Below are 25100 nucleotides of genomic sequence, written 5' to 3'. Positions count from 1 at the left end.
TTCCGCGTCTCTTTTAAACAGCAGCGGGGGCTGTTGCCATACGCGCTGATCTCATTGACAAACGTATTCGGCCACGGCCGTCGGTTTGGAGGACCCTTACCTGTACAACCTGGCTTAGGGATAGGACATCGGCGACCGACTCCACGGGCTGATCTCCAATTTCAGATACGTGCAGTAAACCGTCGCGCCCGGGCAAAATACTCACGATGGCGCCGAAATCCAGCAGCTTCAGCACAACGCCTTCGTACACGCGACCCACCTCAACCTCCATCGTCAATGCTTCAATTCGGCGCTTCGCTTCTTCCGCCTTTGCGGGATCGGTGGCGGAAATCGTTATGACGCCGTCGTCCTGAATATTTATGTTTGTCTCGGTCTGCTCCATGAGTTCGCGGATCATTGCCCCTCCTTTGCCCACCACATTCCGTATGTACTCCCGCGGGATCTTCATGGTAAGGAGGCGTGGCGCATGCGCTGACAGCTCTTTTGCCGAGGCTTCCACTGTAGCCTTCATTGCGGCCAGCACGTGCAGCCTTGCCTCTCGCGCCTGAATGAGGGCGACTCGCATGATCTCTGTTGTTACTCCCTGGATCTTGATGTCCATCTGAAGTGCGGTAATGCCCTCTTCAGTGCCGGCCACCTTGAAATCCATGTCACCCAGGTGATCCTCGTCCCCCAAAATATCGGTCAATACGGCAAAACGATCGCCCTCCTTGATCAGCCCCATGGCAATACCCGCTACGTGCCTATGTATGGGAACGCCGGCATTCATGAGGGCCAGGCAACCACCGCAGACTGACGCCATGGAGCTCGAGCCATTTGACTCCGTCACCTCGGATACGACGCGGATCGAGTAGGGAAACTCTTCGGCAGAAGGTAATAGCGGCGTCAGTGCTCTTTTCGCTAAACGCCCATGGCCGATCTCACGTCGTTTCGGTGTTCCAACGCGGCCCGTCTCGCCTGTGGCATAAGGGGGCATGTTGTAATGGAGCATGAACCGCTCCCTGTAAGGACGGGGCAATGCATCGATCACCTGCTCGTCTTCTTTGGCTCCCAACGTGGCAACCGCGAGAACCTGCGTTTCGCCGCGCGTGAATAGCGCCGATCCGTGTGCCCTGGGTAGCAGACCGGAACGGATAGAGATGGGCCGGACGGTCCGGGTGTCGCGGCCATCAACCCGGGGTTCTCCGTTCAGAACCCTGCCTCGCACGATGTCCGATTCAATCTCGTACAACAGACTGTTAGCAGCGCCCTTAACCGCAGGGTCTGAAGCTCCTTGCGTCTGTTCACGCACAATATCGGCTCGTATCACTTCCAGCCGGGTTGCACGCTCGCGCTTGCTTGTAATCCGGTACGCTTCCTCTAATTGCTGGCGCGCCGCCGCCTCCAGCTTGTCGTGCAACCCTTGGTCCTTAGGCTGGCGCTTCCAGGTCCACTGGGGCTTTCCGCCCTCCTCCGCAAGCTTCTGGATTGCCATGATGACCAGTTGCATGTGTCTATGCCCGAACGCAATGGCATCCAATAGGATTTCGTCCGCAAGCTCCTGCGACCCCGATTCCACCATGATAATTCCATCTGCCGTTCCGGCGATAACGAGATCGAGCACACTCTTCTTTCTCTCCGAATTGGTCGGGTTCAATTGGAAACAGCCGTCGAAATAACCGATCCGCGCCGCGCCCAGCGGACCGTTGAAGGGAATCCCTGAAACCGCAAGAGCAGCCGAAGTAGCCCATATCGCCGGTATCTCGGGGTCAATCTCGGGATTCACTGAAAGGACCTGAACGACAATCTGTACCTCGTTCAGGAAGCCGTCAGGAAAGAGCGGCCGGAACGGCCGATCGATCAGCCGACAGACCAGGATTTCTCTTTCAGACAAGCCGCCTTCACGTCTGAAAAAATTTGCCGGAATGCGTCCTGCCGCATAGGACTTTTCGATGTAATCGACGGTGAGCGGAAAAAAATCTTGCTCGGGCTTTGCGTCCTTCGCCGCGACAATGGTGGCAAGAACCACGGTACCGTCCATGTCCAGTACGACGGCGCCTGTCGCCTGGCGCGCGAACTCGCCGGTCTCAAGGGTGACTGTGTGATTTCCGATGGAGAATGAATGTTTAATATGCATGAGTGCCGCTTTCCCGAAAGAAATAAGAGAGGCCCACGCCGAAACGTAAGCCAGGCGGCTACTACATGGGGAGAACGATGGGCGCCAATTTCTCGCGGAAGCCCCGCGTGCCACATCAGGAGCAAGCCCGGGCGCTGAAGAGGATTCAGCGTGGGGTATGCTGCGCTCATGAATGAGAGCGCTCTGTTGCTAATGTTCCTAATTACTAGTTGATTGACAATAATGAACCAACAAGCTTATTTATTATATAACAGTCGATCCAGGGAAGAACAAAAAATTTCTCATTCGGCTGCATCAATACATTGCATTCGTTGTGATGATAGCGCAGCTCTCTTTTGTTTCTCCGCATCCGGTAATCCGTTTTGTTTGACCGAATCCCATCTATCGGTAGGGCTAGCCCTAGTGAGGGATAATTTAATCCCCCTAAAAGCCTATCAATAGACACTGATTTGATTTATGACCGGCTCTTCATCGCGGCATCCACGTCAAAAGCAGCGGAAGTAAACATCTTACGGCCTCAGCTCCCTGGCACCGTGGTTCATGTTGAAAGCCAGGCCAGCGTGCCAACGACCATCGTTTCCACGCCAGTCTCCAGGGTGGGATGCATCACTGGTGAAAGTAGGCACTGTAGTTGGTTGGAGTCTTGTTGATTTTTTTATCGTTGGAAAAAACGAGGACAGACTAAAAGGCGAAATAGGAACAACTGAGATCTTCAATTGATAAAACGACGCGCAAGGTATATACGGATACACCTTTCCTTTTCTAGTTCTTATGCTGTGCCTAGGATAGAAATAAGCTTATGCTTTATTACGCGCTCAAAGTTTTTGTCTCCGCTATCGTATGGTAGCCATCTCGGAAATCGCGAAGCGACACACGGGATTTGCTGCACTCGTGGCATCTCTGCCGCTCATGTCGTTGCTCGCGTTCATTTGGCTCACCTTGAAGGCACTGGGCCTTCAGATTGAAGGCCTTCTTTCAAAGCAAATTTTTTGGCTGGTTTCTGGCTGAGCCTCAGCCTATCCGCTGCAGTTACTATAGGGTGTTTTGTCGTGCCAGGTCGCCTGTAAGCTAGCCTAGATACCAAACATTATAACGAACATGCCCACGCCGACAGCGCGTTGTTCAGCTGTGATCAGAGGGCCAAATAGCTTGTTGATCAGAGGATTACGCCGAGGCGGATAAAGTACGATTAGACCGGCTATTAAAGGTAGCCACACCGCAACTTCGTTGTGTCACCCCTTGTTGACCAGATGGTCTAGTGAATATCACTCAGGAATTCGATCTCATGTTGTACCTGCAGCGCCTAGCATATCGTCATTTTAATGCTATCGCCATTTTGGCGATACTCGGAATTGTAGCCGCCCTGTTTGTCGGGGGGCGGCAACCTATAGCTGTCGGCTTGATATCCCAACCTTGGGATAAAGTGGTCCATGCCGGTGTTTTTGCCTTGCTTGCTTGCACAATAGGTTTGTCGAGCAATCTGCGGGGATGGCACAAATTAGCTGTCGCTTTTTTTGGCGCTTTGCTGGTCGGTGCGCTCGACGAATGGCATCAGATGTATCTCCCCGGTCGTGAGGCAGCATTGTCCGACTTCATTGCAGATGTTATTGGGAGCATTTTCGGTACGGCTTTTTTGGTAATGAAAAGCTCGCGTTCGTTGCGTATCACACCCAAACACAGGGGGAGTTTCGCACTAATGAGAAGCACCTGTCAGGGAAATTCCCACACAAATTGAGTTTGCCCACTTAGTTGGCTTGCCTATTTCAGAAAATGCCTCGCATAACTGAAAGGGAATAAGTCGCGATACTTTTTAGAACGAAAGAGACTTGCGAACGAATGGTTGCACGTGCACGCTGGGAAACGGCGCAGCGTTGGTATGAGGTTGAGCTTGTTCGCGACTTATTCGGCGATTGGGTCGCTATACGCAGATGGGGTAGCAAAGCTTCCAGGCGGTACGGAGAACTGTCTCATGTGGTAGAGGGAGAGGCCGCGGGAAGGCAATTTATTGAAAAGATCCATTTAGTGAGACTGCGGCGTAAGCCAGCTTACTGGCGTGTCTATTAATTCACGCTTCCACCTAAACCTCTAATCCCTAAAAAAAAAGAAAACAGCTAGCTTCAATACGTGACCTTAAACGTCGGACTATCCGCGGGGCCTTCTGATTAGAAGACAGGTGAAGGCGCGCGGCCTTTTATCAAAGCCGGATTTCTGCGATGGTGCAGACAGGCAATGACGACGGGCTCCTTCTCTACCTTGAACCATATCCCATAGGGGAATCTCTTCATATTTGCTCGCCGCGCATCTTTGACTAATGCCGGGTAGAGCATGGGATTGCTTTCAATCATTTCCAAAGCTTCCTCAACCTTGGAGACGAAATCAGCCCCTAATCCCGGTCGCTGCTTTTCGTACCAGTCTCTTGCTTGCGCCACATCATTGAACGCCTGAAGGGTAACGATCAAGGCGCAAGCCGACGCAACGCGTCCCTCCACGGCAGCGCGGTTTTCTTGTCTTCATCGTACGTCTTCAGACGGGATTCCACTTCATCCCTTACCTCTGGAGACACCGGGATATGGTCTTCTTCAAGGCTTTCCGATAGCAGGTCCATCAGCTCAAGCTTCTGATCCGCTGTAAGGGCCTTTACATCTTCTTTTGTGAGCATCTTCATGATGCGGCCTCCTCCAAACTTTCTGCACGAGCAGCAGGCAGGTGATTGTAGAGAGTTGATATGGAAACACCAAGACGCTTCGCAACCTCTGCTACCGTTATCGCTGGGTCCTTCAATAGGGCTTTCGCAACCTGTAAATCTCTATTAGATAACAACCGCGGCCTTCCGCCGATACGGCCCCGTTCCCGCGCCGACTTCAAGCCTGCATTAGTTCGGTCCCGGATAACCCCCCGTTCAAACTCGGCCAGCGCGGCAAAAATATGAAAGACCAGTTTTCCGCTTGCTGAGCTGGTGTCAACCGGGTCCTGCAATGATTTCAACCCAATCCCCCGCCTTTCAAAATCCTCGACCGTTTCAATCAGTTGCTTCATGGACCGGGCAAGGCGATCAAGCTTCCAGACTATCAGAATATCCCCTTCGCGCATGTACGACAGCGCGGCCTTAAGCTCCGGCCTGTCCCGCTGCGCGCCGGAAGCTTTTTCCTGAAAGATTTTCTCGCAGCCCTCTTTAGTCAGGGCGTCGATCTGCAAAGCTAAATCTTGATCCTGAGTACTGACCCGTGCATAACCAATTTTCATTTTTGCCTTTTTCTTCTCTAAAAACTCGTCTCCATGTTAGCTTTTTGGAGAAACTGTTTCAAGATACAGTTTTTGGATGCTCTTCAGGACTAAACCGACAAGAATCCCCTTTACCCCTTACTCCTTCCAATAAACGGTCCTTTATCATTCATAGCCTTTGTAGCAAAAGGAAGCCGTTCCAGGAGCCCTTCCGCCATGAGGCTAAGTGGGAAAAGTCCCCGACAGTTTATTTGTTCTCTACCCCCTGAGAAAAACGTCTTGAGAAACGGAATGGTCCCTATTACTATTCTCATCGAATCTAAGCCGGTGCCTACTTCAGGTTCGTTAAATCTGTCCCGGCTTGTTCACATAGACAGGGGAATTCAACAGGCTTTGAATTGAGCGTATTTATCTAAGGTGCCAAATTCGCTTTCACAGAAAGTTCTAGCGCTTGGGCTTCCTCATTTTTGCCTTGTGCCTGATACGCTTTCCCAAGGTTCTGGAAACTCTCAGCCACGTCGGGATGGTCGGGGCCGAGAGCTTTTTTCCGTATCGCTAGCGCTCTGTGGAAGAGTGATTCAGCCTTTCCCTGCCGGCCCTGCGCGTCATACAACAACGCGAGATTGTTCAAACTGTTCGCCACATGGGGATGATTAGGGCCGAGAGTTTTTTCCCTTATCGCGAGTGCTTGATGGAAGAACGGTTCGGCCTTTTCATGCTGACCCCGTGCGCTATACAGCAAGGCAAGGTTGTTGAGGCTGGTAGCCACGTGGGGATGATTGGGTCCGAGAGCTTTTTTCCGTATAGCCAGCGCTTGGCATAAAAGGGTTTCAGCCTTCTCGTAATCGCCTTTTACTCGGTACAATGCCGCGAGATTGTTGAGACTGGTAGCCACATGAGGATGGTCGTGGCCGAAGGCTTTCTCCCGTGCTGCCAGTGCTCGCTGGAAGAGTGGCTCAGCCTTTTCATATTGGCCCTGGGCACGGTACAGTTCTGCAAGGTTGTGTAGGCTACTTGCTACGTCGGGATGATCGGGGCCGAGAGTTTTTTCCCGTATCGCGAGCGCTTGGTGAAAGAGTGGCTCTGCCCGAGCGTAATGGCCCATAGTGTGTGCAATTAAACCAGCCGCGTTGAGGTAAAGGGGATTATCGGGTTGTAAGTTTGCTGCTTGTCGATAATGGCGGTTAGCGCTTTCGTAATCAATACGGCTAATTGCCAATTGCCCCAGTTGATAAGCCGCTTCGGCTGCATTTCCCATTCCCTGCCTGCGAATCTGAATGAAGAGTTTTTCAGCGTAAGCAGTGTCGCCTTTAGTTAAGGCATCTTGTGCTGGCTTGATTTGCTCCGAAAGAATCTCACGATTGAAGTTATCAAAAGCCCTGGAGGCTTCAGCGAGTTTGGCTTTATGGTCCGCTAAGGCGCTTTCGGGGTTCATCAACTCACTTTGGATGTAGGCAAGCTTTTTTTCGAGCAATGCAATGGCTTCCTTGTCCGCCACGCTGGCTTGTCGCAATTCACTGCGGACTTCTAGTTCCTTCCTTCTGAGGCCAGCTTCATATTGTTCAAGCGTAATGCCGAAAATAAAATTATTTTTACCACCCCCATCGGATGTCGATACCTCGCGATTTTCTTTTTTCTTCGAAAAATGCTTATAAAATCCCCACAAGGCGGTTATTAGAGCAACCAATCCGCCGCCGATAAACTTAAGTTTTTCCATACGGTCGGCAGACAGCCAATCCCAAACAGCTTTTAATGTTTCAGATAAACCATCCATTTTTCGGCAACTTCCAGAACCCTATAAATTATCTTACATCCATCGTCGGCGCGATATTGTAGTGGGGCTTCAGTTCCGGCATGAATGAAGCGCGGTACCAGTCCGTCAACACTGGATGAGGATGATTCAGTCCGTAGCGTCCGCACATATCGTCTATCCTTTCAAGACAGGTTATAGTTTTTCATATTGCATCAGGACGCATTCCATGGCAAACATTCTCCCTCTTGGCAATGAGACTCTCCTGCCCTATCTGCGGCAGGCTGCGCTCTCCGCTCCGTTATATCGTTTGCCCTTGCTATTGCAGCGCATCCCGGCGGGTTTTCCTTCTCCGGCAGACGAATACGCGGAATCCGCGCTCGACCTAAATACGTACCTGGTGCGCAACAAGACCGCGACCTTCTTTTTCCGGGTGATCGGCGACTCCATGACCGGCGCCAACATTCATGATGGCGACCTGCTTGTAGTGGACCGTTCCATCGAACCCAGGCACGGGCATATCGTGCTGGCCATCATCAATAACGAATATACGGTCAAACGGCTGTACCGCTTGAACGGCGTGATCGAGCTGCACGCGGAAAATCCCGCCTATGCGCCGATATGCTTTCAGGAACACGACGAATTACGGGTGTGGGGTGTCGTGACCGGCGCGGTATCGCGCTTTGCCGTATAGCCATGCCGGCATCCGGCGCAACTGCGAGCCAGCAGATTTTCGCGCTGGTGGACGTCAATAATTTTTACGTCAGTTGCGAGCGTGTTTTCAATCCGACCCTCGAAAACCGTCCGGTAGTCGTGCTCTCCAACAATGACGGCTGTGCGGTGGCCAGGTCCAATGAAGTCAAGGCGTTGGGGATAAAGATGGGGGCGCCCTGGTTCCAGATGAAGGAATTGGCCAGGCAGCACGGCATCGTTGCGCTCTCTTCCAACTATGCGCTCTACGCGGACATGTCCAGCCGCGCGGTGTCGATCTTGCGCGACTACAGCCCCAATGTGGAAGTGTATTCCATCGACGAAAGTTTTCTCGGTTTGAACGGCCTGGGCAACCTGTGGCGGTCTTTTGCCAGTATGGGGCAGTCCATGCGCCAGCGTGTATTGCAGTGGACCGGCTTGCCTGTATGCGTCGGCATCGGCTCATCGAAAACCCTGGCGAAGCTCGCCAACCACATTGCCAAGAAAAATCCCCGGTTTAACGGCGTGTGCGATCTTGCCGCCATGCCGCAAGCAGAAATAGACGCGTTACTGGCCGGCATCGAGGTCGGCGAGGTATGGGGCGTAGGCCGCCGCATCGATGCACACTTGCAAACAGCCGGAATCCAGACGGTGAAGGATCTGCGCGATGCGCCTTTAACCTGGCTGCGCTCACGCTTTGGCGTGGTGATGGAGCGCACCGGCAACGAGCTGCGCGGCATCTCCTGCTTAGACCTGGAAGAGATTGCCCCACCCAAGAAACAGATTGTCTCTTCCCGCTCCTTTGGCCAGTTGTTGCATGCCCTGCCCGACTTGAATGAGGCGGTGGCAAGTCATGTAAGCCATGCTGCGGAGAAGCTGCGTGCCCAGGATGGGACATGCAGCGCCATCCATGTATTCATCCATACCAATCCATTCCGCGAACAAGATCCGCAGTACAGCAACAGTATCGTTATTCCCCTGCCCAATGCCAGCGCGGATACCCGCCTCCTAGTGCGCGCCGCCCTGTTCGGATTGAAGAAGATCTACCAGCCGGGCTATGCCTACAAGAAGGCCGGCGTAATGTTGATGGGGATAAGCGATGCACAAACGGCGCAGGGTTCCTTGTTGCTGGAGCATGGCGCGGGGCAACGATCGGAAGGGCTGATGAAGACAATGGATGCCCTGAACCGGCGCTATGGGCGCCATACTGTATCTGTATTTGCCTCGTCAGCCGTAAAATCCTGGGCCATGCGCCGGGAAAATATGTCGCCCTGCTACACTACCCGGTGGAGCGATGTGCCAGTGGCGCATGCCTGCTGATAACCGAATAGGTAGGCTACTCCCCTGCCCTTCGCGACAGAAAAACAAAATGCAGCAGATCCAGAAACCACTAACCTTAAAAAGAGAAAAAAAACCCATGAACAAAAACGAACTCGTTGATGCAATGGCCGCGAAAACCGGCTCCACCAAAGCCGATGCCGGCCGTGCCGTAACGGCATTGACCGAAATCATTGCGGATGCCCTGAAAAAAGGCGATTCCATCTCACTGATCGGTTTCGGAACCTTCGAGATGCGCGACCGTGCCGCGCGCACCGGCCGCAATCCCAAAACAGGTGAAGAACTTAAAATTGCCGCCGCAAGGGTTCCGGCATTCAAGCCGGGTGCCACACTCAAGGCCACGGTCAACAACGGATAAAGGAGGAATGGGGAGATGTTTTCGCATATGCGAAAATGCATTTCCTGGGCTTTCCATTGAGACCGCAGCTGCGGTCTCAATGAGTGTTTGCCTTATGCCACCTTCTGCTCGCGTGTTCCCTCCACCCCATCCACTAAGTCCATGATGTAGCGGTGCGCTTGGCTTGCTTGGCTGGCGGCGGTGAAGATGGCGCGCTTGTCGTTCTTCAGCACCTTCAACCATGATTCGATATACCCGGCATGGTTCGGGATCGTGGCTGCGGAAAAGCCCAATTCTGCATTCAGGAAAGCACTGCCAAGCTCGGCTATCAATTCCTCGAAAGCGCGTGCTTCTGTACCGAAGCGCTTGGCAAAGTCACGCGCCAGACGGTGCTGGGCTCCCGTCCAGTGCGTCAGCTCATGCAGGGCCACACTGTAAAACTCAATCTCGGAGGCAAAACGGGTGCGTTCCGGCAGGTAAATTTCATCAGTCGAGGGACGGTAAAACGCATTTTCGCCTGCTTCATGGATAACGGCGCCAGAATGAATTAATACCTTCTCGGCTGCATCAATCTGCTGAAATTCATTACGCGGCTCGGCTGCCTGTGGCTTTTCAATGCCGTCTATCTGATCAAGGTTGAACAACCAGAACGGTTTTATCAAGCGGATCGAATCGGCTTTCTCGGTGTTGTCACCCTCGTTCTCCGACTCGCGTTCAAGCGTCTTGAAAAAAATGCATGTAACACTTTTTTCACCTTTGCGAACTTGACCACCCATCTCTGCGGCTTGTCTGTAGGTCAGCCAGCGGGCGCTTGTATAGCCACGGCTCATGGCTTCGGCCCACAACAAAAGCACATTTACGCCTTGATACGCTGTACCGGTCTGGTGATTACGCGGCAAACTGTCACCGCTTTGCGCCCAAGTAAGATGACTGGTCTTGCCGCTCTCCATCACGGCAATGATCGAATCGGTGACTTGGGCATACAAATCCTTGTTTGGGCTGGTATTGGTTTTCATGTTTCAGGTTCCTCGCGATTGATGATTAAAAACAGATCCTCTCGCTCGGACTCTCCTCGGGCCGCCTTGGGGCGGCGGTGGTGGGGATAGCCCTTGCCCTCACGGGCAAGGGTTGGGAATGGGCGGGGTTAAAAGGCGAGCCAATGCAGGCCGATGTTCCGGTCCCGCATGAATGTTTATCCCCCCACAAGTCCCCCTCACAAAGGGATGGGGGGCGCTTGCTGGGGGGATTCGTGCGGGCCGGGCTTTCGGCCTGTGCGTCAGGGGTTGGGGTTCAAGCGCGCTGCGGCCGCAAGCAGGGCTTGCGGATCACACAGGGCATGACAGGTGAAGCACACCGCCGTCAGGCGGCTGGCGTGGCCTGTGACAGCGGCAAACGGGATGGGAGAAATTTTCGCGGAGGCGAAAATCTTTTGTGAGGACTGCATTATGATTACTCCCTCTATACCAGTTCAGGTATAATATATTTATGACCGGCAAAGAAGAAAAACCACTCGTCTGGATTGGGAGCAGTAAAAAAGATTTGATGGCGCTTTCGATCAACGTGCGTAAGTTTTTCGGTCATGCCCTGGACTTCGCGCAGCGTAGTGGTCGACACGACGCGGCTAAAGTGCTCAAGGGTTTCGGCGGCGGTGGCGTTCTGGAGGTGGTCGAAGACGATGCAGGCGGTACTTATCGCGCCGTTTACACAGTGAAGTTTGAGGAAGCCGTGTTCGTCTTGCACTGCTTCCAGAAGAAGAGCAAGAGCGGAATCACCACGCCGAAAGAGGATATGGACATTATTCGCGCTAGGCTGAAAGTGGCCGAGGCGCTTGCAAAGGAGCTACGATATGACAAAACGAATCGTTGAAGGCATCGAGGTTGAAACCAGCTCTGGCAACGTCTTTGCCGATTTGGGCTTACAAGGTGCCGAAAAACTCAAAATCAAGTCTGGCCTGGTGATCGAAATCACCCGAGCGGTGCGCAAGCTCGGCCTGACGCAAGAAGAGGCCAGCCGCCGCATGGGTATTCCGCAGCCGAAGATATCAGCGCTACTGCGGGGTGACTTCACTAATTTGTCCGAGCGTAAGCTAATGGACTGTTTGAACCGCCTGGGTTACGACATAGAAATCAAGGTGAAACCAACCACCGAGCCGGTCGGGCACTTGACGCTAGCTGTTGCTTAAGAACGGAGTGTACTGCTGCTGGCTGCACGCCGAAGCATTTCTATGTGTTCGGAACTGCAAACCCTAAAATAGGATTTGCAGTTTTCCTGACATTAGATTTCAGGGTTTGGCTTCACCGTGAGATTATCCGGCAACCAGCGCAAGCCGGATAATCTCGTGTTCGCGGACTCGACCAGTTCACCCTTTTTCATCTTCGTCATGGTCTGCGCTATTTGAGGGAAAACCGCTTCTCCCACCACTTCAATAATTCGGTCTTTGGACAAGTGAGAGAGGTAGTTCTCCGGCGTGGGTTCCCACCAGTCGGCCATGTCCAGATTCAAGGCGGTCATGAGTGCTGCCACGTCATCCGATGGGGCGTTCTCACGACTGGAAACGGTATTGATTGAGGCTGCCACGCACAAAGCCAGCAGATCGTGCAAGTCTGCTAGGTCTTGTTCCAATAGCCACCCAAACAGGTTCTTGCCACCCTGCCCCGCCGCTTCGATGCGTTCTTTCCATTCCCTGTACTTGTCCTCGATTGCGATAGCTGCGCGGCTCTGTTCGATGTTCTCTGCGTCCGGCTTGAGATAGGGGCGCTCGATGTTGACCTGCACCAGCCGGTTCGACACGTATCCGTTCGAGAAAACCTGCAAGGCCAGCCGGTGTACGAGTGCTGTCAGCGCCACCTCCGGCCTGTCTGCCATTGCTGCCTGTATGGCTGCGGTGCGGTGCGCGGTCAGCATGCGCGTGAGTTTTTCTGAGTGTAACGGCTTCGGTTCCTCACTTTTGCCGGTTCCTGCCAGTCCTGTTCCCGCTCCCTGCTCTTTCGGCAGCTTCTTCATGTCCTCCTTGCGGATTAAGCCACGCTCGATGCGCAATGCGCCGCTACGGTCAACGGTGACAACGGCACCGGCAATGGCAGTATCGTCGGCAAGAGGCTCTTCCAATGACTGGCTCAACACCTCCATCTTTCCCTGTATGTCATCGTACTTTTTCTCAATCGCGGCATAGAATTCTCCCGTTTCGTCCGCATCCTCGTCGTAATTCTCAAAGTCCGCCTCGATGGTTTTCATTTCCGCTTCCAGCGCATCCATTGCGGCCTGTTCCTCGGCGGTCGGTTCCCGCCTGACGGTCCGCACCCGCACGAATTCGGCCATGTCCGAGTAGTCGAACGTGGTATGGCTTTGCACCCATGCGTGGCCTTCGCTTTTGATGGCTTCAACCGCCTGATTGAGCTTTTCCAGTGCTAGCGATTCCAGCAATTCAGCGTCCTGCATGAAGCCTTCATCTTCGGCTCCAAACAGGTCGCGCCGTATCAGTCCTCCCGCTGCCTCGTATTCCGCCACTCCAATGAACTTGGCCAGTGGACTGGTGCGAATCTCTATTTCGGTTTCGGTAATGAGCCGCCGGAAGGTCGTGCCATTGCGCTGCCATTCCGGCGTATTGTTCCAGATACGCTCCTGCAACTCGTGATCCTCGGTCAGCGCCAGCGCGGCTATCTGCTCGAAGTTCATTTTGTCCTCGGCATACAACTTGAAGATAACTGGTGAAACGTTGGTCAGTTTCAGGTAGCGCTTGACGGTCAGAGGGGATACGCCAAAGCGCGGGGCAATCTCGTCGGGGGAAAGTCCGGCATCCGTCAGGTTGCGGTAGGCCATGATGAGATCGGCCGGATGCATGGCTTCGCGTCCGCTGTTCTCTGCTAGGCTCAATTCCAGTGCTTCTTCCTGCCCTATTAAGCGGCAATCGACTTCATGCTCTTTGATCAGGCGCCCATCGGCCACCAGCAGATTGAGCGCAGCCAGCCGCCTGCCACCAGCGACGACTTCATACTTGCCGGTTTTTTTGCCCTTTTTCTTTTGCTCGGTGACAACCAGATTGTGTATCAGTCCTTGCGCGGCGATCAGGGCGGCAAGTTCGGCTATACCGCTGCCCACTTTCTTGCGGACATTCAGGGGAGATTTAACGAGATTCGTGACAGCTATGCGCGTGATGGTGGTTTCAATGGTTTCCATGGTGATTTTTCCTGTGGTAATAATGAATAATAAAGGGAAAGAGCCGGTGCGATGCACCGGCATGGTGTTAATACTCGTCGGGCAAAAGGAACGTGGTCACGCTGCGGTCTGCTTCCGTGATAATCCAGAATGTGTTTTCACCGTAACCCTTGGATGGCTTGTTCTCGTCAATGGGATAAGCCGACAGGATGCGCTCCCCTGCCCTCACGGCCGCATTGTTGACTTCAACATCTTCCGCACACACACAGCCCCAATCGCCCTGCATGTGTCGGCGTAAGCAATGAAGCATCTGCGGCAAACTCACCTCGGCTATTGCGCCCGGTGTTGCTACAAACCGGCCAAGTGGAAACACAATTTCTTCGTTAGAAGTTGGTGCGGCATAAGCTGGCGTGTAATACATGGCAATCTCCCAAAAAGTGAAAGTTCAAGGTTCGAGAATCAAAAACAGATCCTCTCGCTCGGACTCTCCTCGCCTCGCCCTGGGGCGACGGGAGTGGGGATAGCCCGTGCCCTCACGGGCAAGGGTTGGGAATGGGTGGGGTTGGATGACGGGCAAATGCAGGGCCGATGTATCTGTCCCCGCATGAATGTTTATCCCCCCACAAGTCCCCCTCGCTTAAGGACTGGGGGGCGCTTGTGGGGGGATTCATGTGGGGATTTGCAGGCCCGGGCCGTCAGGGATTGGAATTCAAGTGAGCTGCGGCCGCAAGCAACGCTTGAGGATCAGAGGCCATGACAGGCAAGGCGAACCGCGCAGCGGCTGGCGCGGCCTGTGACAGCAAGGAGCGGGATACGTGGAATTTTCGCGGATGCGAAAATCTTTATGAGGGGTTTGCAAAAGGGATCGTAACCGGATGGCCGGGACTGAAGGCGCGGTGCGCATAGCGCATAGAGCCCGCCCGGCGGACAGCATGGCGGCGGATTTGCCAAAGAGTTAATGGAAGGGAATCAGGTCAACAAGAGATATCCGCCGAGACTCATAAGGATCACCACCACTGGCCACATCATCAAACCGTCTTCCGTGAAGAAGAACACATGTATCACTCCAATTATGAGTATCAACAGCATCATCGAGCTTACAAAAGCTGTGCCATCATTATCCATCCCCAGTCGAAGAAGTCGAGCCATGTCGTCGTCAGTCATCGTTTTGAGGTCCCCCGGAGGCATCCATACCTATTCTCGCCAAATGTATCGATTATTATACTTTCAGTTAGCTTCATGAATTAATGCACTTTCCAAGGTTTCATATATGGGATTTTAGAAACCCGCCGGTACTTCCCCGACAGACGCAATTTTTCCCCCTCCCGCATCCACACGGCAATATCAAACCCTCCCCCTTGATCCGTATCTGGCAACAGACGATCGCACTGTTCCGCTACCAGGTACAAGCAAAACGGGGAATCGGAATTATCCTCAAAAAGCAATTCAAGGGCCGCGCGGCACAATCACATGTTCTCCGGTTACTCATCTCAGGCAGCATCGTACTTAAGTCCAATTGCTTGTTCAGCTATAGACCTTAGAATTGAAGCCATGAATAGACCCATGTGCTCCAATTGCTCCTCATGAAAAGACTGCTAGTTGTGTTGATGGCGGCAGCATCCATTGCATATGCGCAAAGCGAAACACCGATACCTCGAAGCGTGCAGGGCGATAAGGGAAAGTACTATCTGCTGGAATCAAAGAAGTCGGGGAATATTGTTCGGGTCCTGCATAAACGAGTCGGCCTTGACTCAGTGGGCTTCACAAGAACCGAGACAAACTGCAAGACTCGCCAGATGCGCGAGATTGGCTACGGCGAAGGTACAGCACAAAACATAAAGATAAGGCCAACCGAATGGTTTGAACTTGTTCCTGGCTCCAGCAAGAGCGATCTCGCACACTTTATCTGCGAGTGGTAGGAACATTTAACCCTTTCACTTGCGCCGAAAATCCCAGGGAGGAATGGGCGCCGGGTCGCGCCACAACCCAACCCCGTTACGACTCGCAGCCTCTTCCGCCTCGGCATATAGAATACGGTCGGCCGACTGCTGACCCTTGGCATAGTGCTTGTAATGCCATGCCAGCCCTGCCCTCACCTGCTCAAGGTTTGCATCCACCCCGTCGACCAGCACTTTTCCCAGGATACGCTGATAACGGTCGCGCTTATCCCACTGCACTGTCACTTCCCGGCCAAAGGCCAGCTCCGCCAGATGCTGTTTTGACACAGTGCCGAACGCCTGCCTTCTCTCGGGAGCATCAATACCTGTTAGCCTTATCCTGTGCTGCTGTTTTGTCGCATCCAGCACTGTCAGGGTGTCGCCATCGGCTATTTTAACGACGCGCCCGACTAATATCTCCGCCTGGGCCAGGGAAACGTACAGGCCCAGTAAAGCTAGGGCTGCGAATCTTGAGGCCTGCGCCAGTCGCGGTATTTTCATTACAGGAACCTTATGGCTGATCTTGCGACATTTGAACAATACTACAAGCTCGCCGACACGCTGGTGGAGCGCGCTACAAAGGAACAGGTTGCGGAAGGTGCGCGGCTGCTCGCCCTGAATGTCGCCCACTATCAGATAAAGCATGGCGATATACCGCTGGATGAAACCTTGGCCATGATCGATGCCGCGGAACCAAGCGATGAGCAATTGAAGCTGCTTGTTCAAGGCATGGAAAATCTTGTCGGCGTACTCGGCAATATCATTAGCGGATTAGAAGAAACCAGACATTAATTCATCCCGGCTCACGGGGAATTTTGCGCCTCAATACTGACCAGGTAGAGAATGTACCGGCAGGCAAGTCACTTACCTGAATTATCCACAGGGTTTTCCAGTAATTTTGTGAGTGGTTGAGCCTCTCGGCGTTGGCTTTAATGCGATGCCTTCACGGCGCTCGTTGCGCCGCGTGCTTCACTCGCAAAATCTCCACAATGCGGCCCTCGGCCAGCACATGGTAAAAAATGATGTAGTTCCGATGCACCACCAGCTCGCGCACAAAGTGCGGTAGGCCGGGTCGCCCGGTGCGGCCAAGCGCCGGGTGTTGTGCAAGCGGCTTGGTCCTGTCTCGCAGCTCCTGGCCGAAGCTGAGTGCTGCGTTCGGATTGTCCCGGCCGATGTAGGCCACGATTGCGCGCAAATCCTCGCGGGCCTTCGGCCGCCACTCGATGCGGTAGGGGGTCTTTCCCTTCCCCACGGATCAGTCGGCCAGCTTCTTCATGCACGCGCCCTCTTGGGCGGCTTGGCCGCCGCAGCAATGTCCGCGTCCATCTCGGCCATGACTTCATCATGCGAGAGGTTCGGCCGGCGGTCATCGATGGCCTCCTGAATCTCTGTGGCCAGCCACTCGGAATAGGCGGCGGCCTGGTGCGCCTTGCGCAATGCGTCCGCCCGGCCGCTTGTCCTTGGAGTGGATTCCTTCTCGGCCGGGTTCCACTCGCTCGCGTCAAACTGGCCAATGGTAATGCCAACGTCGCGCAGCACGTTCAAGGCGGCGGCCGGATTGCCGAAGCGGCGCGCTTCACTGCTACGGGCTTTCGCCAGCACCGCATCGGCGCCGCTGCGTGTGGCGATCTGGACGAAGAACGCCCCGCCCTGCCCCTTCAGGGTGACGCCCGCCACGCCGCCTGCATTGCTGGCCGCGCGAAGCTGTTCAAGAGTCATGCTCTGCATGTCTGCTCCTTTTGTTGAACTGTAATCAATAAACATTGTGTATGTTTTATTGATTACATGCAAGTGCCCGAACCCGAGGGGACAGTAGAGCGAGGAATAGCACCTCAAACCGCGATATCTTGATCCGTCATCCCATCCTCACCTTCTTGATCGGCCCATGTGTCGGCATACCTTACACTTTCCTCGTCAAGGCTAACAAATTCCCTTCAAATACAGTGAGTAAAGATACGGAACAAGTCTTGCTTCAAATCGGGAGCAGGAGGGAAATACAGAGGTTGACGTAACCCGGGCTTTTCACCGGTTTTTTCGTAACTGTATTCTTTAGGAGGCTAGCATGAAAACTTTTGGAGCAATTATTGCTATCAGCTTGACCGCAGGAAGCGCAAACGCAGCCGATTTTTCATTTGCCGGTGGGTTTAACCATGAAAATGAAGTGCAGGAATTCAATTTCACCGTGGCAGAAGCAGCCGCGGACGTCACCTTGCGCACTTGGTCTTATGCGGGAGGAACAAATGCCCAGGGGACAGTAATTGAGCGAGGCGGGTTTGATCCCATCGTTTCACTCTTCGATGGGTCTACAGGAGCGCTCATAGGTTTCAATGACGACCATCTCGGTCTTGATTCATTTCTGATGAGGAATCTCTCCACTGGCAGCTACACTGCGACCGTAACGCAATTCTCCAGCTTCCCAGTCGGCGCATTGGCTGACGGTTTCGATGGCAGTACTCGGACTAATTTTGCCGGCCTGGATTCACATTGGGCACTGGACGTGCTGAATGTCGAGAGTGCTTCCCTTGGCACTTCTTACATCAACCCTATTCCGGAACCGGAAACGTACGCCCTGCTGCTTGCGGGCCTTGGTCTTATCGGCTTCATGACCCGCTTCAGACGGGTATAACATTCGGCAACCACAGGCATTTAAGAAATGGCGGAACGCTTTCGCAAGAAAGTTCGTTTCGCTACTTAGCAATTGCACAGCGTAACCCTTGCTTCTGTTATTGGATATCGATGGCCATTTAATCTCATGGATGCCAAATCGGTGAGTGCATGGTGAAGTCGTTTTTATAGATATCACCAAGTAAAAACCGGGCGGATCACACCCTTAATCTGAGATAACTGAACCGGTCCAAAATAACGGCTATCAAACGATGTGCGACTGCCCGACAGAAGCAGCAATTCCGAATTCTGCAAGGTGTAGCTGCCGGATTGATAGCGCGGCATAACTCGTCCCGCTTTATCCGTTCTCAATGGTGTACTGGAAGGCTGTAGTACCTTGTTGATGGTAATGCCGCTCTCCGCTACTACAACCGTGTCATGTTCTGTTGCCACCACCTGCTTCATCATCAAACCGTACTCGCCAGGACAAAACCCGGCTGTAATGTAGCCCCGCGCCTTTGCCTCGTCAAAGAGGGCCAATCTAGGGGGACAGAAGATCACGTACGCTCCTTTCGTTACTGGCGCATCGGTTATCCAGTAAAGTCCAATTGGAATGCTTCGAGTGGTGTTGATTCTTGCGCCTGCCGCATAACAAAGGAACCCCAGCACCAATATGCTCACCCCGCTTATGGCGGTGAAGCGGCCAATACGGTCCAACATTGATTGAATCGGTTGCACGATAGAGCGCTCGTCAAATAAGCCTATCGCTTTGGCCGGAGGCCGGTATCTCAGCCCTTGCCTGAAAAACCGGGTCTTTGAAGTAAAGCGGCTGTTTGCCATAAATAGCCGGGAATCCCGCCACATAGATAATCATGTCGCCGGCTTCTTCGATAAGATCTTCGTCGCCTCGTCGCACCTTCACTGGCCCCGGCATCCGTAAACATTCATCCACGGTAAGCAACGAGCGCTGTATTTCCTGCTTGGTGCGGGAAACCTGACTGCCCGATGCAAGGACGCCCCGCCCTGTCCTGGTCGTCTGTTCTTTAAGGATGGTTGTTTGTCCGGTAAGTTTCGAGAGATGTTCCGCGGTTTCAATTCTGTTTGGCGGAAAAGCATTCTGAATATGACAATTCGAAGTGATAGTCTCATCAGGTCCGTATCCCGCATCTCGCGACTTTAGCTGATTGATATCCTGGCAGACGAGATAGCACATAATGCCGTAGCCGCCGAGAAAGGCGAGTGATTCCTGCATAATATCGAGCTTGCCCATGCTCGGAAACTCATCCAGCATCGCCAGCAGCCGGTGCTTGTAGTGGGCCTTGGGCCGTCCATTCTCAAAAGTCATTTTGCCGGCAAGCAAGCGCACAATCATGTTTATCATGACTCGCACCAGCGGACGTAATCGGGTCTTGTCATCGGGGCTGGTTACGATATAGAGGCTGATCGGATTATCGTGATGCATTAAGTCCTTGATTCTAAAGTGCGAGTCGCTTATATTTTGTCTTACAACTGGATCGCGGTACAAGGACAGGTAGGATTTCACACTCGACACTATCGACCCGGCTTCCTCCTCATGCCGATCGAGCATGTCCCTGGCGGATGCGCTGATTAAGCGCTGGTTCGGGCCAGCGCCGGGATGCTGGTTCATTTCCATCCACAATTCCTGAATATCCCGATCCGGATCGGCAAGCATGTCGTCAACGTCCGATAAGGAAGGCGTAATGCCGGTACCGGCAGCTTTATAGAGGGCGTGCAGGATTACGCCAACCAGCAACGCCTGAGCTGTCTTTTGCCAATGGGACTCTAGCCCTTTACCATCAGGATCGACAATCAGGGTGGCTAAGTTCTGAATATCGCCGACCTCGTGATCGGTACCCAGCCGGATCTCTTCAAGTGCATTCCAATGGGCACTATGCGCCGCCGAAGCCGGCTCAAACCGCAGCACCTTGTTCTTTGCGTGTCGTTGCCGCCAGCCCGCCGTCAGCTCCCATAACTCACCTTTCAGGTCGGTGATAACAGCGCTTTCCGGCCACGATAGCAGCGTGGGCACGATTAAACCGACGCCCTTGCCCGAGCGCGTAGGTGCATAGCATAAGACGTGTTGTGGCCCCTCGTGACGCAGGTAATGTTGCCTGCCCTGCTTGTCTAACCAGGAGCCGACGTACACGCCCGAATTCACTTGCGGCGCTTGGCCGCGAAGCCGTGCAAACAGGGAAGCGCGCGGCAAGAGCCCGGCTGCCTCAATATCCTTGCGCTCGGCCCAACGCGCCGAGCCATGCAAATAGGGATTGGGCTTAGAGCCAGTGATAGTCGTTTTTAGGGCAAGCACGGCAAGGAAGCCCACGGCGGTAACAATAATGCCCACGCCGCCGGCGCTGCTAAATTGACTAGGATAATGCTGTTGCCAATCCCGCGCCCATTCCAATATCCTCCAGGGAGGATAAATAGAGCTGAAATTCCACCCTAGAGAGGCGTGATACTGGAAGAGATGGGCAAAGTATTGCGTGGCTGAAGATAAGCCACCTAATAGGGTTATTACAACCAGTATAAGGATCAACGGGGATCTATCTGTCCTGACCCTTCTGACTTGCGGCCCTATCGTGTTGTCAAAACCTTGTTTCATAAACTGAGCCCTTTTTGTCTAACTTTACCCTTGGCATCAAAAGCTACTCTGGCGCCTATCTTCAATCGTTTAACCCGATTCAGCGTTGCCGCATCGGTTGGCAATACGATTATTTCTGCTTTATCTGATTTCAACAGAATCAACGGTTGACCGTCTTTCTGGCGCCAACCCGCAAACTCGGCACGACCGCCCTGCCCAGCCTCCCAATTGATGTGTTTGGGAATATCCTTGATAACCTCTCTTTTCGCCTCGCGCTCGGCAATATACTTCAGTGCCGCCTCTTCACCGGAAGTTGCCATCATTCTTCCTGAGTGAGGTGGAGTCCGTCGCACGCTGTTATTTGGGTGGGATTTTTGCTGCTCCATGTCACCAGGAACATGACTCGGCAGTAGCATTTCACCTCGTTCGGCGACGTGAACCATACCGAGTTCGGGCAATCCTCGCAGACGGTTTTTTCCTTGGGGTGGCGGCTTGGTTCCAACCCGCGCAACGTGTGGCTTATGTAATCGTTGGCGTAGTAGTCCGTTTCCAGTTCGCTCAATTCCGGCATAGCTTCGTTGCCTGTCAACTCTTGCTCTTCGATCAAGTGGTCGAGCTGGGCCTGGAGTTCGGTTTCCGATAGATTGCTCATGGGTTTGCTCCGATTTATGGGTGACCGATAAAATTGCCCGGCGTTGTTCTTCCAGGGCCTCGTTGTCAAAAACGAGCGGCAGTTTCGCTGTCGCGGCGAGCTGCACGACGCGCTGCTTGAATTCCGCAGTGCCTTCAACGCGGATACGTGTTCCGAAACGACGCATTGCCATGTGCAGCGACATCTCCAATCCCTTCTGACTAATCGCCTTGGACACTTTGAGGTACGTGCCGTCATCCCTGATGGCCGATGCGCCAACACGATAGATGAGTGTCCCTTGCTTGGTAATGCTGTTGGGTCGAATACCAGGCATAGGCTGCGGATTTTTGGGAGCTTCCCCCGTCACGGTATTGCCGCCTTGCGCCGGACTCGTCCTCCTTCGTGCGCGTAACGCTGACAAAGCCTGTTGATTGCCGTGTGCGGCCTTTTGTTGCAGCCAATCAAGCCATGACGTCCGGAACGACTGGGATTGTCGTTCTTCACGATGCCGCTGGTTGATGTTCTTTATTTTTGCCTGAAGGGTTTTGCTCGTGAGCTGATACAAAAGTTTCTTGTTGAGCCTGCCGCTGGTCAGCAATTCGATAGCCGAGCGTTTCAGTCGCGCTTCGTTCTTTGCTGCCTCGATCGACAACTTGGTCCTTTTCGCCGATTCCAGCCTGGCCGCGGCGCGAGATGCCATTAGTTGCGCCTGCTCCCGCTGATACTCTGCGTAGAGATCGACGGTTTCATGGCGAGAAGTCATCGGGCGTGGCTGATAAACCTGCTCTGGTTGGCTGTGGTGCGCAGCCGATGGGGAGAAGTGCCCCAGCCGTTGTTCGAGATGGTTTTTTGACAGATCCCGCGCGATCGAACTTGGCTTCACTCCCCTCCCCTCCCTGTCGGTAATCACCAGACCGTTGCCCTTCGCGCTAAGGACAAGGCCGTTGCGCTGCATGACTTCATGCAGCCCTTCCCAGGTCGGTGCGGCTCGAATTTGATCCAGGCATTCCCGCCTGATCCAGCCAAGCAAACTCTCGACGCCGCCGGCGTGTTCCATATCAAAAGCCCGGCTTTGACTCCCGCGCTGCTTCGGGTCGTGATTATCATGTGCCAGGCCATACTCCAATTCCAGCTTATCGCATGCCTTGCCCAAGGTCTTGTGATCACAATAAGGATTGTGGATGGTCAACCGATACGGGTGAATCTTGTTGATCGCGACATGAATATGCATATTGTCCGTGTCCGTGTGGACGGCGCTTATGCGTTGATGCTCCTTGAAACCCAATGCATCGCACAACCTTGATTCAATCGCTTCTAGTACCTCGGGTGCAGGCTGCTCCCCTGTCCTGAATGAAATAATCAAATGATAGGTTTTGTCGGATTCGGCCCGCGTATTTTGCAATTGGATGGCTAGGATTTCATCAGTCGCGTACGCGTAGTAAGTCTGATAACAGTTTGTCACGGTAATCTGATGGACGCGCTCATGCTTGTTCTGCGCATTGGTAATGTAGTTCACCAGCTCCCCAAAGTTGCTTTTCTTCGCAACCTTCATGGGAATCTGTTTGGCAATCACCACTCGCTCCGGAATTTAGCCGCTAAACAAATCACGACGCGACGACCCTTTTGATGATCTTGCGCAGCTCGTCCTGATTGGAGTCTATTTTGGCTAAATTGCCAAAAATTAGCTTGCGCACATCCACCGGGCGAAACTCTGTCAGGCGTTCATGGTTCGTCAGCCAAAGCTTTAACAGCCCGCCCATCCGTCCCAGGTCCCCGTTGATCTTGGCCATATCTTCAACACAACGATAGTCCAGCGTGCCGTGGACTTCGTAGCCTAAACCCACATTGCGCAAATAAGCCGCAATAGACAAGCCGGCTGCGTCGGCCTGGCGCTTGATAGCAGTTTTCTCTTCTGGAAGCACGGGCACGCGTAAGTGTTGGCAGCGCTTCCGCTTGAATTGTTGCTTTGCGTTTTTCATTGTTTCCCTTGGCGGCGGTAGCCGTCCTGCCTCGCAGAGCAGGATTTCCGTTGAGCGCGTAGCGCGAATAAGGATCAAGTGAAGGAAGAAAACCTGCTTGCAGGTTAGCTAACTTCACATATCCTGCCCGGCTCTTCGATGGATACGAAATAAAGTACCAGATAATACGAGCTTGCACAATCGATATATTCAGTATATCTTCCATTGAGAACACACTATATCGATTAATTCACCTGCCTTATATGCCCGAAAAAGATCTATCTACCCGGATAGCTGAAAATGTGACGCACAACAGAGCATCAAAGGCAGCGCGTAATACCGCTGCGTTTTTGGCGCTTCGCGGCGAAATCAGCAAGGCGCTGAACGACGGCTGGGCGATTCTGCAAATATGGGAAACGCTATATCAGGAAGGAAAAATAAGGTTTGGCTATGCGGCATTCTGCCGGCGTGTCAAAAGATCGATGCTGTCTGGCAAAGCAACCGTAGCGGCGCGAGAAAACAAGACAGCGGATGCAAAAGCAACAAGAACGGTAACGTCTTCCATCACTGGCTTTACCTTTGAATCCACACCTAGGAAAGAGGATTTACTCTAAATGGCAAAATTTCACATGGTCCTGCAAGGTAAGGGCGGCGTCGGAAAATCAGTCCTGGCGGCGATCCTCGCGCAATACAAGGTAAGCAAGGGTCAAAAACCCCTATGCATCGATACTGATCCCGTTAACGCCACTTTTCACGGTTACAAAAGCCTTGATGTCAAAAGGCTCCAGATAATGGACGGGGATGAAATCAACTCCCGCAACTTCGATTCCCTTGTGGAACTGCTTGCATCAACGGAAGAAGATGCAATCATCGACAACGGTGCCAGCTCATTTGTACCGCTTTCTCATTACCTCATCAGTAACCAGGTGCCGGCGTTGCTGCAGGATATGGGGCACGAGCTCGCGGTGCACACGGTAATTACCGGTGGGCAGGCGCTACTGGATACGTTGAATGGGTTTGCCCAAGTTGTTACGCAATTTCCAGCTGAGGCAAGTTTCGTTGTTTGGCTAAACCCCTTTTGGGGACTGATCGAACACGATGGCAAAAGCTTTGAACAGCTCAAAGCGTACAGGGACAACAAGGAGCGGGTGTCCGCCATTGTTCAAATGCCGGCGCTCAAAGAACAAACTTATGGCCGCGATCTGAGCGATATGCTGCAAAAAAGGATGACATTCGATGAAGCGCTGGCCATGGGATCACTCACCATCATGACGCGCCAGCGGCTGAAGATTGTGCGCGACAAACTCTACAGTGAGCTTGATCAAGCCTCAGTTTTGCTATGACCAAGGATCTTGAGGGCATTGATGAGATCATCAAAGAGGTTGCGGTCAAGCACAATATCATGCTTAGCCGCGATGATCCCATACTGATGCTATATACGATCAACAAACAGCTGATGACTACGAGCAAGCAGGCCCAGGAAGGCATGCTCCAGGACTTCCGCAAAGAGCTGGATACCATCGCGCAGCGGTGGGGAAATGAAGCCAGCAATCAGGCGAACAAGACCCTCAACAGCACCGTCGCCTCGATGCGAGATATGATCACTGCCACGATTAGGGAGGAAACTGATCTGGCGATGGACCGGTTAGCAGCGGGGGGTCAAAGATGGCAGCGTCTAAATAACCTTAACCTGCTCGCGTCGGTTCTGACGCTTGCCGCCGCCGCCATTGTACTTTGGGCGGCTGCGGGGAATTAATCAG

31 protein-coding genes are annotated in these 25100 nt (G+C 53.3%); 14 read left to right on the top strand and 17 right to left on the bottom strand.

Translation table 11 applies throughout. From position 1 onward, the window contains the following. Nucleotides 1–13: 13 nt before the first annotated feature. Entirely contained in the window at nucleotides 14–2116 is a 2103-nt protein-coding gene (gene pnp, locus BMX66_RS14705) for a polyribonucleotide nucleotidyltransferase (RefSeq protein WP_090883533.1), read from the bottom strand. Between the two features lie 1285 nt (nucleotides 2117–3401). Here pnp and BMX66_RS14695 point away from each other — a divergent pair. After that, complete coding sequence (locus BMX66_RS14695; protein WP_090883531.1) at nucleotides 3402–3851, top strand: VanZ family protein; 450 nt, start codon at nucleotides 3402–3404, stop codon at nucleotides 3849–3851. Between the two features lie 427 nt (nucleotides 3852–4278). Here the strand turns inward: BMX66_RS14695 and BMX66_RS14685 are convergent, their stop codons facing one another. The 5 genes from BMX66_RS14685 to BMX66_RS15850 all read right to left on the bottom strand — a co-directional run bounded on the left by BMX66_RS14685 (nucleotide 4279) and on the right by BMX66_RS15850 (nucleotide 7260). Then, entirely contained in the window at nucleotides 4279–4575 is a 297-nt protein-coding gene (locus tag BMX66_RS14685; protein WP_158593432.1) for a type II toxin-antitoxin system RelE/ParE family toxin, read from the bottom strand. Next, nucleotides 4572–4781 carry an addiction module protein gene (locus BMX66_RS14680; protein WP_090883525.1) on the bottom strand — a complete coding sequence of 70 codons (210 nt, stop codon included), beginning with the start codon at nucleotides 4779–4781 and terminating at the stop codon, nucleotides 4572–4574. Before BMX66_RS14680 ends, BMX66_RS14685 begins: the two co-directional genes overlap by 4 nt. Continuing rightward, the gene (locus tag BMX66_RS14675) at nucleotides 4778–5359 is read right to left on the bottom strand and encodes a recombinase family protein (RefSeq protein ID WP_090883523.1); all 582 of its coding nucleotides are present in this window, start codon (nucleotides 5357–5359) and stop codon (nucleotides 4778–4780) included. Before BMX66_RS14675 ends, BMX66_RS14680 begins: the two co-directional genes overlap by 4 nt. Before the next feature lie 391 nt (nucleotides 5360–5750). After that, nucleotides 5751–7112: a tetratricopeptide repeat protein gene (locus BMX66_RS14670; protein WP_199679337.1), complete on the bottom strand. Its 1362-nt coding sequence runs from the start codon at nucleotides 7110–7112 to the stop codon at nucleotides 5751–5753. 28 nt (nucleotides 7113–7140) lie between these two features. After that, nucleotides 7141–7260 carry an SOS response-associated peptidase gene (locus tag BMX66_RS15850; protein WP_143058254.1) on the bottom strand — a complete coding sequence of 40 codons (120 nt, stop codon included), beginning with the start codon at nucleotides 7258–7260 and terminating at the stop codon, nucleotides 7141–7143. 57 nt (nucleotides 7261–7317) lie between these two features. On the opposite strand from BMX66_RS15850, the gene BMX66_RS14665 reads away from it, so the two are divergent. From BMX66_RS14665 to BMX66_RS14655, 3 genes are all read left to right on the top strand, one after another. After that, a complete protein-coding gene (locus BMX66_RS14665; protein ID WP_090883562.1) occupies nucleotides 7318–7782 on the top strand; it encodes a LexA family protein in 465 nt (154 codons plus the stop codon). Continuing rightward, a complete protein-coding gene (locus BMX66_RS14660) occupies nucleotides 7710–9098 on the top strand; it encodes a Y-family DNA polymerase (RefSeq protein ID WP_255398985.1) in 1389 nt (462 codons plus the stop codon). The genes BMX66_RS14665 and BMX66_RS14660 overlap by 73 nt, the downstream gene beginning before the upstream one ends. 97 nt (nucleotides 9099–9195) lie before the next feature. Further along, nucleotides 9196–9474, top strand: a complete 279-nt coding sequence (locus tag BMX66_RS14655) for an HU family DNA-binding protein (protein ID WP_090883560.1) — start codon at nucleotides 9196–9198, stop codon at nucleotides 9472–9474. Nucleotides 9475–9566: 92 nt separating this feature from the next. Here the strand turns inward: BMX66_RS14655 and BMX66_RS14650 are convergent, their stop codons facing one another. Continuing rightward, complete coding sequence (locus tag BMX66_RS14650; RefSeq protein ID WP_090883519.1) at nucleotides 9567–10469, bottom strand: ArdC family protein; 903 nt, start codon at nucleotides 10467–10469, stop codon at nucleotides 9567–9569. Nucleotides 10470–10549: 80 nt separating this feature from the next. Here BMX66_RS14650 and BMX66_RS14645 point away from each other — a divergent pair, with 80 nt between their 5' ends. The 3 genes from BMX66_RS14645 to BMX66_RS14635 are packed head-to-tail and all read left to right on the top strand — an operon-like array spanning nucleotide 10550 to nucleotide 11635. After that, nucleotides 10550–10888, top strand: coding sequence for a hypothetical protein (locus tag BMX66_RS14645; protein ID WP_147432052.1), 339 nt, complete (start codon nucleotides 10550–10552; stop codon nucleotides 10886–10888). A gap of 50 nt (nucleotides 10889–10938) precedes the next feature. Then, entirely contained in the window at nucleotides 10939–11319 is a 381-nt protein-coding gene (locus BMX66_RS14640) for a type II toxin-antitoxin system RelE/ParE family toxin (protein WP_090883515.1), read from the top strand. Continuing rightward, nucleotides 11300–11635, top strand: a complete 336-nt coding sequence (locus BMX66_RS14635; RefSeq protein ID WP_090883513.1) for a helix-turn-helix domain-containing protein — start codon at nucleotides 11300–11302, stop codon at nucleotides 11633–11635. The genes BMX66_RS14640 and BMX66_RS14635 overlap by 20 nt, the downstream gene beginning before the upstream one ends. Nucleotides 11636–11727: 92 nt before the next feature. Here the strand turns inward: BMX66_RS14635 and BMX66_RS14630 are convergent, their stop codons facing one another. Both BMX66_RS14630 and BMX66_RS14625 read right to left on the bottom strand, forming a co-directional pair. Next, the gene (locus tag BMX66_RS14630; RefSeq protein ID WP_255398983.1) at nucleotides 11728–13629 is read right to left on the bottom strand and encodes a ParB/RepB/Spo0J family partition protein; all 1902 of its coding nucleotides are present in this window, start codon (nucleotides 13627–13629) and stop codon (nucleotides 11728–11730) included. Between the two features lie 67 nt (nucleotides 13630–13696). After that, on the bottom strand, nucleotides 13697–14029 hold the full coding sequence (locus BMX66_RS14625; RefSeq protein WP_090883509.1) for a type I restriction endonuclease subunit M: 333 nt from the start codon (nucleotides 14027–14029) through the stop codon (nucleotides 13697–13699). Nucleotides 14030–14361: 332 nt separating this feature from the next. Between BMX66_RS14625 and BMX66_RS15740 the strand changes: the two genes are divergently transcribed. Beyond that, entirely contained in the window at nucleotides 14362–14514 is a 153-nt protein-coding gene (locus BMX66_RS15740; protein ID WP_158593431.1) for a hypothetical protein, read from the top strand. Nucleotides 14515–14577: 63 nt separating this feature from the next. Here the strand turns inward: BMX66_RS15740 and BMX66_RS14620 are convergent, their stop codons facing one another. Continuing rightward, nucleotides 14578–14757: a hypothetical protein gene (locus BMX66_RS14620; protein WP_143058252.1), complete on the bottom strand. Its 180-nt coding sequence runs from the start codon at nucleotides 14755–14757 to the stop codon at nucleotides 14578–14580. Nucleotides 14758–15191: 434 nt separating this feature from the next. Here BMX66_RS14620 and BMX66_RS14610 point away from each other — a divergent pair, with 434 nt between their 5' ends. Next, nucleotides 15192–15527: a hypothetical protein gene (locus BMX66_RS14610; protein ID WP_090883504.1), complete on the top strand. Its 336-nt coding sequence runs from the start codon at nucleotides 15192–15194 to the stop codon at nucleotides 15525–15527. Between the two features lie 15 nt (nucleotides 15528–15542). Here BMX66_RS14610 and BMX66_RS14605 read toward each other — a convergent pair whose 3' ends face one another. Continuing rightward, a complete protein-coding gene (locus tag BMX66_RS14605; RefSeq protein WP_090883502.1) occupies nucleotides 15543–16046 on the bottom strand; it encodes a thermonuclease family protein in 504 nt (167 codons plus the stop codon). Between the two features lie 12 nt (nucleotides 16047–16058). Between BMX66_RS14605 and BMX66_RS14600 the strand changes: the two genes are divergently transcribed. Further along, nucleotides 16059–16337: a hypothetical protein gene (locus tag BMX66_RS14600; RefSeq protein ID WP_090883500.1), complete on the top strand. Its 279-nt coding sequence runs from the start codon at nucleotides 16059–16061 to the stop codon at nucleotides 16335–16337. Between the two features lie 151 nt (nucleotides 16338–16488). Here the strand turns inward: BMX66_RS14600 and BMX66_RS14595 are convergent, their stop codons facing one another. Both BMX66_RS14595 and BMX66_RS14590 read right to left on the bottom strand, forming a co-directional pair. Next, nucleotides 16489–16797: a type II toxin-antitoxin system RelE/ParE family toxin gene (locus tag BMX66_RS14595; RefSeq protein ID WP_090883498.1), complete on the bottom strand. Its 309-nt coding sequence runs from the start codon at nucleotides 16795–16797 to the stop codon at nucleotides 16489–16491. A 20-nt stretch (nucleotides 16798–16817) separates the two neighbouring features. Beyond that, nucleotides 16818–17381, bottom strand: a complete 564-nt coding sequence (locus BMX66_RS14590) for an antitoxin PaaA2 family protein (protein ID WP_255398982.1) — start codon at nucleotides 17379–17381, stop codon at nucleotides 16818–16820. A 226-nt stretch (nucleotides 17382–17607) separates the two neighbouring features. Here BMX66_RS14590 and BMX66_RS15735 point away from each other — a divergent pair, with 226 nt between their 5' ends. Further along, nucleotides 17608–18171, top strand: coding sequence for a DVUA0089 family protein (locus tag BMX66_RS15735; RefSeq protein ID WP_090883493.1), 564 nt, complete (start codon nucleotides 17608–17610; stop codon nucleotides 18169–18171). 173 nt (nucleotides 18172–18344) lie between these two features. Here the strand turns inward: BMX66_RS15735 and traF are convergent, their stop codons facing one another. Genes traF through traJ form a run of 4 tightly spaced genes read right to left on the bottom strand, consistent with a single transcriptional unit; the run spans nucleotide 18345 to nucleotide 23361 of the window. Beyond that, nucleotides 18345–18887 carry a conjugative transfer signal peptidase TraF gene (traF, locus tag BMX66_RS14580; protein ID WP_255398981.1) on the bottom strand — a complete coding sequence of 181 codons (543 nt, stop codon included), beginning with the start codon at nucleotides 18885–18887 and terminating at the stop codon, nucleotides 18345–18347. A 13-nt stretch (nucleotides 18888–18900) separates the two neighbouring features. Then, complete coding sequence (locus BMX66_RS14575) at nucleotides 18901–20772, bottom strand: type IV secretory system conjugative DNA transfer family protein (protein WP_090883489.1); 1872 nt, start codon at nucleotides 20770–20772, stop codon at nucleotides 18901–18903. Further along, nucleotides 20769–22955 carry a TraI/MobA(P) family conjugative relaxase gene (traI, locus tag BMX66_RS14570; RefSeq protein WP_090883487.1) on the bottom strand — a complete coding sequence of 729 codons (2187 nt, stop codon included), beginning with the start codon at nucleotides 22953–22955 and terminating at the stop codon, nucleotides 20769–20771. Before traI ends, BMX66_RS14575 begins: the two co-directional genes overlap by 4 nt. A gap of 31 nt (nucleotides 22956–22986) precedes the next feature. Beyond that, a complete protein-coding gene (gene traJ, locus BMX66_RS14565; RefSeq protein ID WP_090883485.1) occupies nucleotides 22987–23361 on the bottom strand; it encodes a conjugal transfer transcriptional regulator TraJ in 375 nt (124 codons plus the stop codon). Between the two features lie 242 nt (nucleotides 23362–23603). On the opposite strand from traJ, the gene BMX66_RS14560 reads away from it, so the two are divergent. Genes BMX66_RS14560 through BMX66_RS14550 form a run of 3 tightly spaced genes read left to right on the top strand, consistent with a single transcriptional unit; the run spans nucleotide 23604 to nucleotide 25096 of the window. Then, nucleotides 23604–23954, top strand: coding sequence for a TraK family protein (locus BMX66_RS14560; protein ID WP_090883483.1), 351 nt, complete (start codon nucleotides 23604–23606; stop codon nucleotides 23952–23954). Beyond that, the gene (locus BMX66_RS14555) at nucleotides 23955–24683 is read left to right on the top strand and encodes a nucleotide-binding protein (RefSeq protein WP_090883481.1); all 729 of its coding nucleotides are present in this window, start codon (nucleotides 23955–23957) and stop codon (nucleotides 24681–24683) included. Beyond that, complete coding sequence (locus BMX66_RS14550; protein WP_090883479.1) at nucleotides 24680–25096, top strand: hypothetical protein; 417 nt, start codon at nucleotides 24680–24682, stop codon at nucleotides 25094–25096. Before BMX66_RS14555 ends, BMX66_RS14550 begins: the two co-directional genes overlap by 4 nt. Nucleotides 25097–25100: the final 4 nt, after the last annotated feature.

It is taken from the genome of Nitrosovibrio sp. Nv6, assembly GCF_900110495.1.
Classification (GTDB): domain Bacteria; phylum Pseudomonadota; class Gammaproteobacteria; order Burkholderiales; family Nitrosomonadaceae; genus Nitrosospira.
The sequence above is the reverse complement of the archived record's forward strand: the minus strand, read 5'-3'. Positions and strand labels throughout refer to the sequence as shown.

What these genes read in the sequence shown, in the direction of transcription:
- traJ (WP_090883485.1), bottom strand. Translation starts at nt 23,361, where the DNA reads ATGAAAAACGCAAAGCAACAATTCAAGCGGAAGCGCTGCCAACACTTA.
- BMX66_RS14680 (WP_090883525.1), bottom strand. Translation starts at nt 4,781, where the DNA reads ATGAAGATGCTCACAAAAGAAGATGTAAAGGCCCTTACAGCGGATCAG.
- BMX66_RS14610 (WP_090883504.1), top strand. Translation starts at nt 15,192, where the DNA reads ATGAAAAGACTGCTAGTTGTGTTGATGGCGGCAGCATCCATTGCATAT.
- BMX66_RS14665 (WP_090883562.1), top strand. Translation starts at nt 7,318, where the DNA reads ATGGCAAACATTCTCCCTCTTGGCAATGAGACTCTCCTGCCCTATCTG.
- BMX66_RS14625 (WP_090883509.1), bottom strand. Translation starts at nt 14,029, where the DNA reads ATGTATTACACGCCAGCTTATGCCGCACCAACTTCTAACGAAGAAATT.
- BMX66_RS15850 (WP_143058254.1), bottom strand. Translation starts at nt 7,260, where the DNA reads ATGTGCGGACGCTACGGACTGAATCATCCTCATCCAGTGTTGACGGAC.
- BMX66_RS14600 (WP_090883500.1), top strand. Translation starts at nt 16,059, where the DNA reads ATGGCTGATCTTGCGACATTTGAACAATACTACAAGCTCGCCGACACG.
- BMX66_RS15740 (WP_158593431.1), top strand. Translation starts at nt 14,362, where the DNA reads ATGACAGGCAAGGCGAACCGCGCAGCGGCTGGCGCGGCCTGTGACAGC.
- pnp (WP_090883533.1), bottom strand. Translation starts at nt 2,116, where the DNA reads ATGCATATTAAACATTCATTCTCCATCGGAAATCACACAGTCACCCTT.
- BMX66_RS14620 (WP_143058252.1), bottom strand. Translation starts at nt 14,757, where the DNA reads ATGGCTCGACTTCTTCGACTGGGGATGGATAATGATGGCACAGCTTTT.
- BMX66_RS14575 (WP_090883489.1), bottom strand. Translation starts at nt 20,772, where the DNA reads ATGAAACAAGGTTTTGACAACACGATAGGGCCGCAAGTCAGAAGGGTC.
- BMX66_RS14560 (WP_090883483.1), top strand. Translation starts at nt 23,604, where the DNA reads ATGCCCGAAAAAGATCTATCTACCCGGATAGCTGAAAATGTGACGCAC.
- BMX66_RS14670 (WP_199679337.1), bottom strand. Translation starts at nt 7,112, where the DNA reads ATGGATGGTTTATCTGAAACATTAAAAGCTGTTTGGGATTGGCTGTCT.
- BMX66_RS14635 (WP_090883513.1), top strand. Translation starts at nt 11,300, where the DNA reads ATGACAAAACGAATCGTTGAAGGCATCGAGGTTGAAACCAGCTCTGGC.
- BMX66_RS14630 (WP_255398983.1), bottom strand. Translation starts at nt 13,629, where the DNA reads ATGGAAACCATTGAAACCACCATCACGCGCATAGCTGTCACGAATCTC.
- BMX66_RS14555 (WP_090883481.1), top strand. Translation starts at nt 23,955, where the DNA reads ATGGCAAAATTTCACATGGTCCTGCAAGGTAAGGGCGGCGTCGGAAAA.
- BMX66_RS14550 (WP_090883479.1), top strand. Translation starts at nt 24,680, where the DNA reads ATGACCAAGGATCTTGAGGGCATTGATGAGATCATCAAAGAGGTTGCG.
- BMX66_RS14650 (WP_090883519.1), bottom strand. Translation starts at nt 10,469, where the DNA reads ATGAAAACCAATACCAGCCCAAACAAGGATTTGTATGCCCAAGTCACC.
- BMX66_RS14640 (WP_090883515.1), top strand. Translation starts at nt 10,939, where the DNA reads ATGACCGGCAAAGAAGAAAAACCACTCGTCTGGATTGGGAGCAGTAAA.
- BMX66_RS14675 (WP_090883523.1), bottom strand. Translation starts at nt 5,359, where the DNA reads ATGAAAATTGGTTATGCACGGGTCAGTACTCAGGATCAAGATTTAGCT.
- BMX66_RS14605 (WP_090883502.1), bottom strand. Translation starts at nt 16,046, where the DNA reads ATGAAAATACCGCGACTGGCGCAGGCCTCAAGATTCGCAGCCCTAGCT.
- BMX66_RS14695 (WP_090883531.1), top strand. Translation starts at nt 3,402, where the DNA reads ATGTTGTACCTGCAGCGCCTAGCATATCGTCATTTTAATGCTATCGCC.
- BMX66_RS14655 (WP_090883560.1), top strand. Translation starts at nt 9,196, where the DNA reads ATGAACAAAAACGAACTCGTTGATGCAATGGCCGCGAAAACCGGCTCC.
- BMX66_RS14660 (WP_255398985.1), top strand. Translation starts at nt 7,710, where the DNA reads ATGCTTTCAGGAACACGACGAATTACGGGTGTGGGGTGTCGTGACCGG.
- BMX66_RS15735 (WP_090883493.1), top strand. Translation starts at nt 17,608, where the DNA reads ATGAAAACTTTTGGAGCAATTATTGCTATCAGCTTGACCGCAGGAAGC.